Genomic DNA, 10,460 nt, shown 5'->3' on the forward strand with positions numbered 1-10,460 from the left:
TAGACTCGCCCATCATTTTCTCAGCCGTCTGAGAGCCTGTTTTTAACGCAGCAGGGCCGACGCGCAGCAGACGTTGAATAGGTTCTTATGAGTCGCTACCGCCCACCCCGTACCGCCGGCACGCCACTGATCACGCCTGAGGGTGAGGCGCGCCTGCGCGCCGAGCTGCACGAACTCTGGCACGTGCGCCGGCCGCAGGTCACCCAATCGGTCAGCGAAGCGGCCGCCCAGGGCGACCGCTCGGAGAACGCCGAGTACACCTATGGCAAGAAGATGCTGCGCGAGATCGACAGCCGCGTACGCTTTCTGACCAAGCGCCTGGAGAGCCTCAAGGTGGTCAGCGCCCGCCCCAGTGATCCCGACAAGGTCTATTTCAGCGCCTGGGTCACCCTGGAGGACGAGGACGGCGTGGAGTCGCGCTACCGCATCGTCGGCCCGGACGAACTGGATCTGAAACTCAACCTGATCAGCATCGACTCGCCCCTGGCCCGCGCCCTGATCGGCAAACCGCTGGACGCCGAAGTGCGGGTGCAGACCCCAACCGGCGAGAAGACCTGGTATATCGTGGCCATCGACTACCCTTAGGAGCCTGTCGGGCTTTTCCGCAGTAGGGCAGTGTTAAGTCCGACAGGCTCCTAGCTAACGCCGGGTAATCAGCCCCTGCCTGGCCACCCGAGTCAGCTGCCTTACGCTCTCCTCCAGGTGCTCGGCGCTGGGTGCCTGCAGCACGGCCAGATCGAAACTGTCGCTGGCAAAACGCGCCAGCGATTCACCATCATGCACGAAGTGGATCAGAAAGGTCCTCGGCCCGGCCCAGCGCCGGGGCCAGCCGTCGAGGTAGCGCAGCAAGGTGGGCTGATGGCTGCCGCCAAGTAGAATTTTCGGATTGCGCTGCAGCGGCCCTGAGGTGATCGGGGCCAGGCGTATCTGCGGTTGGGGGCTGTGCATCGGTGTGTCTCCGCCTCATTAATCCCGCTGGGCAGCGGTGAGAGGCGACACCGAACCAGCGCTTTAGCGGTATTTCGAAGCCTCAGTAGAGTGCTTCTCAGGGCCTTGCCTAAAGCAAGTAACCCGGCGCCCCGCAAGTAGCTGTTTAAATCGGCGCTTGGGTCGGCATCCTAGAGAGGTGTGCGCAATACTGTCAAGACGGCCCCTGTACAGCCGAGCCTACCGATGCCACACGAGAGCCTGCGCCTGTTCTTCGCCCTGGACTGCCCACCGCAACAGGCAGCAGCCATTGCCGCCTGGCGCGCCGGCCTGCAGCTCCCTGGCAGGGCCATCGCCGCAAGCAAGCTGCACCTGACCCTGGCCTTTCTCGGCCAGGTGCCGTCGCCGCGCGTGACGGCCGCCCAAGCGCTTGCCGCGAACCTGAACGCAGCGGCCTTCGAGCTGCGCCTGGACAGGCTCGGACGCTTTGCCAATGGCCTGCTCTACCTGGCCCCCAGCCAGCCGCCAGATGCCCTGCTGGAGCTGGCCGGCAACCTGCAGACGGGGCTACGCGAAGCCGGCTTCAACCTGCAGGACAGACCCTTCCACGCCCACCTGAGCCTGATGCGGCGCTGCCCCGGACTCCCCGCTGACGTCACCCCATCCTTCGATTGGCCGGTCGACCATTTTGCCCTGTTTGCCTCCGAAGCCGAGGCTGGCAGCCGCCATTATCGCTGCCTACAGCACTGGCCTTTGTGGCGAAACGACCGCTGTAGCGGTGTCACCACGTAACAGGCAGCCGCCGCGTACAGCGCCGCTAATTGCTCGCCTGAGCCCGCCAAGACCCATGGCAGAGCGCCGCGCGGGTTAGTCGCGAAAAATGGCATGGTTCCTGCCCTATGGCTTGCGCCGCAGTACTCGCCACCGGATGGGCGTGACGGCTGCAAGGAATGCTTTTATCGCCTGACCCAATCCCCTTGCGAGAGCACCCATGAACAACAATAAGACCCTGCTCGCCCTTTGCCTCGGAGCCGGCCTGCTGGCCTCCGCTCAGACTCATGCCTTCTGGTTCAGCTCCTCGGGCTACACCCAGACCAAATACCCGGTCGTGCTAACCCACGGCATGCTCGGTTTCGACAGCATTCTCGGCGTCGACTACTGGTACGGGGTTCCCTCGGCGCTGCGCCGCGACGGTGCCAGCGTCTATGTCACCGAAGTCAGCCAGCTGGACACCTCGGAGGCCCGCGGCGAACAACTGCTGGAACAGGTCGAGGAGATCGTCGCCATCAGCGGCAAGGCCAAGGTCAACCTGATCGGCCACAGCCATGGCGGCCCGACCATTCGCTATGTGGCGGCGGTCAGCCCCGAGCTGGTGGCCTCGGCGACCAGCGTCGGCGCCCCGCATAAAGGCTCGGCCACCGCCGATTTTATCAGCCAGGTGCCCCCGGGCTCTGCCGGCGAAACCCTGCTGGCCGGCATCATCAACGGCCTCGGCGCGCTGATCAACTTCCTCTCCGGCAGCTCCAGCACCTCGCCACAGAATGCCCTGGGCTCCCTGGAATCGCTGAACAGCGAGGGCGCGGCGGTGTTCAATGCCAAGTTCCCCCAGGGCATCCCGACCACGGCCTGCGGCGAAGGGGCCTACCAGGTAGGCGGCGTGCGTTACTACTCCTGGAGCGGCACCAGCCCGGTGACCAATATCCTCGACCCCAGCGACCTGATGCTCGGGGCCAGCGCACTGACCTTCAATGGCGAAGACAATGATGGTCTGGTAGGCCGCTGCAGCTCGCATATGGGCAAGGTGATCCGCGACAACTACCGGATGAACCACCTCGACGAGGTCAACCAGACCTTCGGCCTTACCAGCCTGTTCGAGACCGACCCGGTCACGGTCTACCGCCAGCATGCCAATCGCCTGAAGAACGACGGCCTGTAACCTCTGCCCCGGGGGCCCTACGCCCCCTTTCCAGCCCCGCCCCTGGAGCCAAGAGCCCCGTGAAGAAACTTCTGCTGCTGGCGCTAGCGCTATTCACCGTTAGCCTCGCCCTGCTGCTCTACCTGCAACCCCGCGAGCGGTTGGCCGCTCCTCCTCCGACGGTCAAGCTGGCGACGCCCGCGCAGGTAGCGGCGCAACAACCCATACCTGCTGCCAACGCCCAGCCAAGCGCCCTACCCGAACGGGTGCCGGCGCTACCAGCGTCCTTTGCCGGCACCCAGGTCGACGGGGTGTTTCGCCTCGACAGCGATGGCAACCTGCTGATCAGCGAGGATATCCGGCGGATATTCGACTACTTTCTCGCCGCCGTTGGCGAAGAGCCCCTGCGCAACAGTGTCGAACGCCTGCAGGCCTATATTGCCAGCCAGCTGCCGGCACCCGCCCGCGATCAGGCCCTGCTGCTGCTCGAGCAGTACCTCGACTACAAACGCCAACTGGTTCTGCTGGAACGCGACCTGCCGCAGATGGCCGATCTGTCGGCCCTGCGCCAGCGCGAAGCGGCGGTGCAGGCCTTACGCGCGCGGATCTTCGACAGCCAGACCCACCAGGCCTTCTTTGCCCGCGAGGAAGCCTACAACCAGTTCAGCCTGGAACGCCTGGCGATCATCCACGACAGCCGCCTCGACGATGCCGGCAAGGCCGCCGCGGTCGACCAGTTGCGCAATAGCCTGCCGGCCGAGATGCAGGACAGCGTCCTGCCGCAGCTGCAGAATCAATTGCGCCAGCAAACCGTCCAGCTGCGGGCCGCCGGGGCCAGCCCTGCACAGATCCGCCGGTTACGCCAGCAGCTGGTTGGGGCTGAGGCCACCGAGCGCCTCGAGGCCCTCGACCAGCAGCGCCTGGGCTGGAGTCAACGGATCGAGCAGTACCGTCAGGCCAAAGCCGCCCTTCTGGCCAACCAGGGCCTGAGCGCCAGCGACCGCAGTGCGGCGATCGCCCAACTGGCTGCGGACAACTTCAATGAGCGTGAACGCCTGCGTCTGGACGCCGCCGAGCAACTCGCAGCCAGCCGAAGCACCACCAGCGCGCCCTGAAAACCCTCGGGGCGAAGACCTGCCAGCGACGTACTGCGCTGCGCTCAGGCCTCCGCGCATGCAGCATGCAAAGGAGGTATATGAGCAAAAAAATGCCGCTCACCTGGTCTGGGTGAGCGGCATGGATACGGATGCGGAGCTGGTTAGCCGGCGATGCGCTTGTCCAGGGACAGCTTGCCTGCGCCTTCGAGCATCACGGCCAGGCTGATCGCCAGCAGGGCCAGGGCGAACTCGTAACCGTTGTTGCTCATAAAGAAGCCATTGGCCAGGTGCACGGTAAAGATCGCCACCAGCATGGTGACCGCCAACACGGCCGCCGCAGGGCGTGCGAGCAGCCCGACGATCAGTGCCAGGCCGCCGAAGAACTCGGCACTGCCCGCCATCAGGGCCATCAGGTAACCCGGAGCCAGGCCGATGCTTTCCATCCACTGGCCCACGCCTTCCAGGCCGTAGCCACCAAACCAGCCGAACAGCTTCTGCGCGCCATGGGCGGCAAAGGTCAGGCCGGCAACAATACGCAGAACGGTCAGGCCATAGCCTGCTTGGGTGCTTACCAGGGATTTGATCAGGGCGTTCATATGCAGCGGTCCTTGTGTGGGGGAGTGATGGAGCAGAGATTAAACCAATTAACGGATATTAAAAGCCGATTAAATCGCTAAAACATATCAAATTAATGGATCAATACTTTATCTGCCCCACCCCGTCAGGGCTCCAGCAGATACCGCTCTCGCTCATAAGCAAGGTAGTACTTGTTTACGCTGTTGACATAACTGACCACCCCCATGCCCAGCTGCTCCATGGCCACCCGCTCGACCTGAAAGAACCACTGGTTGGGATTAAGACCGCGCCGCCGGGCTTCGGCGCGCAGGCTCTGCACCCGCTGCGGCCCCAGGTTGTAGCCGGCCAGGATGAATGCCATGCGCTCGCGCTCGTTGAGCTGGGGGCTGCTGAAGAAGTTGCGACGGATCGAGGCCAGGTACTTGCTGGCGGCCTGCACATTGTTATCCAGCACGCCGATATTGCCGACCCCGACACTACGGGCCGCCGCCGGGGTGATCTGCATCAGCCCGGTGGCCCCGCCGGCACCGCGCGCCACCGGATTGAGGGTCGACTCCTTGAACGCCAGCGCCGCCAGCGCCAGCCAGTCGAAATCATGCTGCGCGGCATAGCGCTGCAACACCGGCCGAACCTTCTCCAGGCGCTGACGCTCGAGACGCCCCAGGGGGTACTGCACCCGGTACAGGCGGCGATAGACCCGCTGAAAGGCGGCGTCCTGATCCGAGGGGTCACGGTAGCCCTTGAGAAAGGCATCGAGGCTGGCCCCCAGCATGGTGGCTTCGCGGCGCAGGTACCAGCGCATGTCGCCATCGCTGGCCAGGACCAGCTGGGTATCCAGACGCAGCTTGGGCATCACCTTGGCCCAACGCTGGGCGATGGGCAGCTCTACCGCGGTCATGCTGAAGATTCCCGCCTGGACCATTTCCAGCACATCCTCGACGGCCAGGCTGGGGTCGACCCACTCCACCGCCACTGGCGAGCGCTGGCTGGCGATCAGGCGCTGGTTGAGCGTGCGTATCGCCTCACCCGCCACGCTACCGGCCGGTAGTGCCAGGCTCCGCCCGGACATCTGCTCCAGGCTCTGATAGCGTCGGTCGCCCTGGCGCGCCACGATGATCAGCGGCACCTTGCTGCGCAATGCAACGCTGGCCCTGAGGCTGCCACCCGGGGGCTTGTTGAGCAGCTCGCCCGGAGCGACCAGATCACCTTCGCCGCGCTGCAGCGCGCCCAGCAGCTGGTCCTTGGCCCGGGGAATCAGTTTGAGCCTGAGCCTCTTGCCATCCGCGGCATTGCGATTGAGGTACTGCTCGAAGGCGCGCAGGCGCTGATATTCGACGCCGATGCTCTGGCCCTTGACCGCCCCGGAACTGTTGCGGCTCTGGTTGACCAGCACCCTCAGCTCGCCGCTGCTGCGAATGCTCGCCAGGTCCCGTACCGCGCTGGCCGGCGTGCTCTGCAGGGGACCGGCCACGCGCGCCACTGCGACCCAGGGCAGCAGTAACAGACAGAGCATAAGCACGGCTCGGGACATCGAGACTCCAGGGCAAGGTCAGCCAATCGATAAAACGATCACTAAGAGTGCGGTGGTAGTGGCAGGTTCCCGACGCGTGCGGGGCGCGGAGGTTGGCACAGACGCCCTGCCGATGCCAGCCCATGCTGGCGTAAAGGATTAACTAGAAGAGCTAACTATCTGTAATTTATGGCTTTATTTTCGATTAAAAAGCTCTGCTATGCTGCTCGATCAAATCAACAGGTAGCACCATGCAACTCATCGACATCGGCGTCAATCTGACTCACCCAAGCTTTGCCGAGCAACGCGAAGCCCTGCTCGCCCGTGCCTACGCCGCGGGCGTCACCCAAATGCTGGTCACCGGCACCAGCCTGGCGGAAAGCCAACAGGCCCTGGAGCTCTGCCTGCAGCTCGATAGCGAGGGTCAGCAGCTGTTCAGCACCGCCGGCGTCCACCCCCACGATGCCAGCAGCTGGAACCATGACAGCCACAGCCAGCTCAAGGCACTGTTGAGTGAGCCGCGGGTACGCGCGGTGGGCGAATGCGGCCTGGACTTCAATCGCGACTTCTCACCACGGCCGCAGCAGGAACATGCCCTCGAACAGCAACTGGCCCTGGCCGCGGAACTGCGCATGCCGGTATTCCTCCACGAGCGCGATGCCGATGAGCGCCTGCTGGCGATTCTGCGCGATTACCGCGACCACCTGCCGGCCGCCGTGGTGCACTGCTTTACCGGGGAGAAACGGTCGCTGTTCAACTACCTCGACCTGGACCTGCATATCGGTATCACCGGCTGGATCTGCGACGAACGACGCGGCTCCCATCTGCATGCGCTGGTCAGGGAAATCCCCGTGGGCCGCCTGATGCTGGAAAGCGACTCACCCTTCCTGCTGCCGCGTAGCCTGCGGCCCAAGCCGAAGAGCGGGCGCAACGAGCCGGCGCTGCTGCTTGAAGTATTGCGCGAGGTGGCCCTGCATCGCGGCGAGAGCGAGGCCGAGCTGGCGGCGCACACCAGTGCCTGTGCCCGGGCCTTTTTCGACCTGCCCTTGCTGACGCCCCCTAAAGTCTTGGCCTGAGGCGTCGCTATAGCGAGTGACGGTCCCGTTGATGGAGATCAACGGCGGCGCAACGGCCCGACCCGATAATGCGGCACTTTGCCATCTCCCACTCTCGCCACCGACAGAAGAAATCACCATGGGCAACTGGGTTAGCGATCTCTCCCTCAAGTACAAATTCTGGGCCGTCAACGCGGTGGCCTTTCTCACCACCCTGCTATTGGTTCTTTATGCCGTGCACCTGGAACAGCAGGTGCGCGTCGAGCAGGCCAGGCAGGCCGCGCAGCAGCAGGCCCAGCTCCTCAGTCAGTGGCCCGCGGAGCAGGCGCTGCCCAAAGCCGCCAACCTGCTGAGCTTTACCCAGGACTCGCCGCCCCGCCTGGCCAACAACCAGGGTGCGCTGCTGAGCCGGGCCCGCGGCTGGGTGGAGCTTGAGGCAGACGCCAGCACCAACCTGATCGGTGCCGAGGTGATCGAGCGCGCGGACGGCCAGCGCCTCGCCGTAATGGCCCACGCCCCGAGCCTGATCCAGCTGCTGTTCGAGCGTGCCCCTGGCTACGCCCTGGTGGTCGCCCTGCTGATGCTGATTCTGCTGGGCGCATCACAGTTGCTGATCCGCTTTCTGCTGAGCCACCTCAACACCCTCAAGGACGTGATGCTGCAGGTGGAACGCAGTGGCGACCTGAGCGCCCGCGTGCCCCTCGAAAGCCGCGACGAAGTCGGCCAGATGGCCAGTGCCTTCAACGCCATGCAGGCCGGCTATCAGCGGATTGTCGGCATCGTCGCGCAGTCTGCCGCGAGTCTGGATGAAGGCTCCGAACGCCTCGCCGTGAGCATGCGCGAAGTGCGCCAGGGCATGCTCGCGCAGCAGAGCGAAACCGAACAGGCGGCCACCGCGATCAATGAAATGTCGGCCACCGTGCACCATATCGCGCAACACACCGCCGACACCCGCGACCAGTCGAAAACCGCTGAACAGCTGGCCCATAGCGGTCAGCAGGTGGTCAACAAGGTCGCCCTGTCGATCGCCGGGCTATCCAGCGGCGTGCAACAGACCGCGCAGATGATTGAACAGCTGGCCGCCGACAGCCAGAAGATCAGCGGCGTGGTCAGCGAGATTCACGGCATCGCCGAGCAGACCAACCTGCTCGCCCTGAACGCCGCCATCGAAGCGGCCCGGGCCGGGGAAATGGGCCGCGGCTTCGCCGTGGTGGCCGACGAGGTGCGCAACCTGGCCAAGCGCGTGCAGGACTCCACCGACGAGATCACCCAGATGATCAATACCCTGCAGAACGGCACCCGCGATGCCGTGGAGTTTATGCAGGACAGCTCGATCAAGGCCGACGAATGCGTCAAGCAGGCCGACGAGGCCGGTCAGGCCCTGACCGCCATCACCGGCTCGGTGGCGCACATGCGCGAGAGCAATACCCAGATTGCCGTGGCGGCCGAGCAGCAGAGCCAGGTTGCCGAGGAAATGAACCGCGCGGTGATCCGCATCCGCGACGTGACCGAACTGACCGTGGGCCAGACCGGCCAGTCCGCCGCCACCAGCAGCGAACTGGCTGGCCTGGCGGGGGAACTGAACAAGGCAATCCGACAGCTCAGGCTCTAAACCCGCCGCATCTGCAGGCGCACCCGCCCACAGAAGGCGTGGTGCGCACAGCGCACCCTAGATCAGTTGTTCGTCAAGACGGTTTAACCAAAGACCGCCACGGTCTGCCGGCTGATCGCCAGCAACTCGCCCTCGGCGGTCCACAGCGCGGCCGCCACATGGCCGTAGCCGTCGCGGGCATGTTCGATCTGCGCCCGGTACAGGCACCAGTCGAGAGTGGTCAGGTCGGCCACCGGCTGGACGAACTCGATGGTCCAGGTCAGCGAACTGCCCGGTGCCGGCGCACTCAGGTGTGGCAATACAGCCGGCGGCCAGGCATCCACCAGCGCTAGCAGGTGAGCCTCGCTGACCGCCTGTGCCTCGCTCTCGCCGCGCAGGCGCACCCAGCCGCCCATTTCCCGCGAACTGTTATTGGTAAACGGCATGCCGCCAAAGGCCCAGCGCATCGCCAGAAAGCGGGTGAACTCCGGGGTGACCTTGGCGATATAGGGCAGCTCCTGGCAATCCTCCACCGCGCGTGCCGCCGGGGCCGGTTCGGCCGCCACCTGGATGCGCGAATCGCGGCCGCTGCCGAAACTGCCCTGGATCAGGGTCACCACCTGGCCATTCTGCACCGCGCGGCCCAGCACCTGGCTGACCGCCTTGCCCTCGCGCAGCACCTCGACCTCGAAGCTCACCGGCACATCCGGCTCGGCCGGGCCGACAAAGGTAATGGCCAGGGAACGCGGCGGCCGCCCAGGCGCAACCCGGGCGCGCATGGCCTCATAGACCATGGCCGCCATCAGCCCGCCAAAACTGGCCCGGCCCTGGCCCCAGGAAGCGGGGATCACCACGGCTTGCGGGCACTGGCGCACCGCCTGGAGTAACTCGGAAAAAACCATAACCACCTCGGCATCAAATACCCGGGTGATCTTAGGGCAAAGGCGGCCGTGGATGACACGACATTTCGGTCATACCAGCCGAAGATATGACGACTTTTCAGCCAAACTGAGCAAACCCCGTGGTCAACGCCAGCAAGGCAGCATCCGCCTGCTGCTCGGCGCGTTGCAGCGCCGCGCGCCAGGTGGGCACGCATGGCTGCAAATCGGCCTCGGCTTCGGCGCGCTGTAACCACTGCCAATGGTCGTGCCAATCGCCCAGCGCCGACTGCGCCTGTTTGAGTTGCAGGCCTATCCCCCCGGGCAACCCGGCCAACTGCGGATAGGCCTCGGCCGCATAGCGCAGACGTTTGGCCAGCAAGCGCAGGCGATGACGGTCATGGGCGGGATCAAGCAGGGCCTGCGCCAGACGCTTGCGATCCTTGCGCAGGCGCTTTTGAATCAGCTTGTCCAGGCCACACAGTTGCCCGTCGCAGGCAGCCTCACGCCACTGCTGCGGCCAGTCATCCAGAGCGCGCAGCAGCTGCGTCAGCGGCGCACTGGCCAGTAGCTCGGCATAGCCCTGCTCCAGCCGCGGCTGACGCAACTGCGCGGCGCTATTAAGCCCCTGCTGCCGCAGATAAGCCTGCAACACTTCGAGGTCGCGTAACGGGCCGCTCAGGCGGCCCAGCTGCGCCGCGCGCTGCTGCAGACCCGCACAGGCCGCGATAGCACAAAGCGGGCGCAGCAGACTGCGCAGCTGACGCAAGGCGATGCGCAGATCATGCAGCGCCTCGTCATCGGTTGCCGCCACGAGCCGTTCACGGCAGGCGAACAGCCTGACCTGTATGCGCAGTACGTGCTGCTGTACCTCATCGACCAAGCCGTGCATCGCATCACTCCTGTGAAAT

At 64.9% G+C, this 10,460-nt stretch carries 11 protein-coding genes and 1 pseudogene; 7 read left to right on the forward strand and 5 right to left on the reverse strand.

Going from position 1 to position 10,460, the window contains the following annotated elements:
- Positions 1–87 precede the first annotated feature (87 nt).
- A complete protein-coding gene (gene greB / locus WMW70_RS09890) occupies positions 88–585 on the forward strand; it encodes a transcription elongation factor GreB (RefSeq protein ID WP_341437339.1) in 498 nt (165 codons plus the stop codon).
- A 54-nt stretch (positions 586–639) separates the two neighbouring features.
- On the opposite strand, the gene WMW70_RS09895 is transcribed toward greB, so the two are convergent.
- A complete protein-coding gene (locus tag WMW70_RS09895) occupies positions 640–948 on the reverse strand; it encodes a class I SAM-dependent methyltransferase (protein ID WP_341437340.1) in 309 nt (102 codons plus the stop codon).
- Between the two features lie 225 nt (positions 949–1,173).
- On the opposite strand from WMW70_RS09895, the gene thpR reads away from it, so the two are divergent.
- From thpR to WMW70_RS09910, 3 genes are all read left to right on the forward strand, one after another.
- On the forward strand, positions 1,174–1,719 hold the full coding sequence (thpR, locus tag WMW70_RS09900; protein ID WP_341437341.1) for an RNA 2',3'-cyclic phosphodiesterase: 546 nt from the start codon (positions 1,174–1,176) through the stop codon (positions 1,717–1,719).
- A 199-nt stretch (positions 1,720–1,918) separates the two neighbouring features.
- Entirely contained in the window at positions 1,919–2,863 is a 945-nt protein-coding gene (locus WMW70_RS09905; protein WP_341437342.1) for a triacylglycerol lipase, read from the forward strand.
- A gap of 59 nt (positions 2,864–2,922) precedes the next feature.
- The gene (locus tag WMW70_RS09910) at positions 2,923–3,957 is read left to right on the forward strand and encodes a lipase secretion chaperone (protein WP_341437343.1); all 1,035 of its coding nucleotides are present in this window, start codon (positions 2,923–2,925) and stop codon (positions 3,955–3,957) included.
- 143 nt (positions 3,958–4,100) lie between these two features.
- Here the strand turns inward: WMW70_RS09910 and WMW70_RS09915 are convergent, their stop codons facing one another.
- Both WMW70_RS09915 and WMW70_RS09920 read right to left on the reverse strand, forming a co-directional pair.
- On the reverse strand, positions 4,101–4,535 hold the full coding sequence (locus tag WMW70_RS09915; RefSeq protein ID WP_325509526.1) for a DoxX family protein: 435 nt from the start codon (positions 4,533–4,535) through the stop codon (positions 4,101–4,103).
- 125 nt (positions 4,536–4,660) lie between these two features.
- Complete coding sequence (locus WMW70_RS09920; RefSeq protein ID WP_341437344.1) at positions 4,661–6,046, reverse strand: transglycosylase SLT domain-containing protein; 1,386 nt, start codon at positions 6,044–6,046, stop codon at positions 4,661–4,663.
- 230 nt (positions 6,047–6,276) lie between these two features.
- Between WMW70_RS09920 and WMW70_RS09925 the strand changes: the two genes are divergently transcribed.
- The 3 genes and pseudogenes from WMW70_RS09925 to WMW70_RS22095 all read left to right on the forward strand — a co-directional run bounded on the left by WMW70_RS09925 (position 6,277) and on the right by WMW70_RS22095 (position 8,692).
- A complete protein-coding gene (locus tag WMW70_RS09925; protein ID WP_341437345.1) occupies positions 6,277–7,101 on the forward strand; it encodes a TatD family hydrolase in 825 nt (274 codons plus the stop codon).
- Between the two features lie 559 nt (positions 7,102–7,660).
- Positions 7,661–7,822, forward strand: a pseudogene (locus WMW70_RS22090) (HAMP domain-containing protein); the annotation flags it as partial.
- Positions 7,823–7,936: 114 nt separating this feature from the next.
- A complete protein-coding gene (locus WMW70_RS22095; RefSeq protein WP_445942134.1) occupies positions 7,937–8,692 on the forward strand; it encodes a methyl-accepting chemotaxis protein in 756 nt (251 codons plus the stop codon).
- A gap of 83 nt (positions 8,693–8,775) precedes the next feature.
- Here WMW70_RS22095 and WMW70_RS09935 read toward each other — a convergent pair whose 3' ends face one another.
- Together WMW70_RS09935 and WMW70_RS09940 are read right to left on the reverse strand one after the other, a co-directional pair.
- A complete protein-coding gene (locus WMW70_RS09935) occupies positions 8,776–9,573 on the reverse strand; it encodes an acyl-CoA thioesterase (RefSeq protein WP_341437347.1) in 798 nt (265 codons plus the stop codon).
- 97 nt (positions 9,574–9,670) lie between these two features.
- The gene (locus WMW70_RS09940; protein ID WP_341437348.1) at positions 9,671–10,441 is read right to left on the reverse strand and encodes a CHAD domain-containing protein; all 771 of its coding nucleotides are present in this window, start codon (positions 10,439–10,441) and stop codon (positions 9,671–9,673) included.
- Positions 10,442–10,460: the final 19 nt, after the last annotated feature.

This window comes from Pseudomonas sp. XK-1, assembly GCF_038069885.1.
GTDB lineage: Bacteria > Pseudomonadota > Gammaproteobacteria > Pseudomonadales > Pseudomonadaceae > Aquipseudomonas.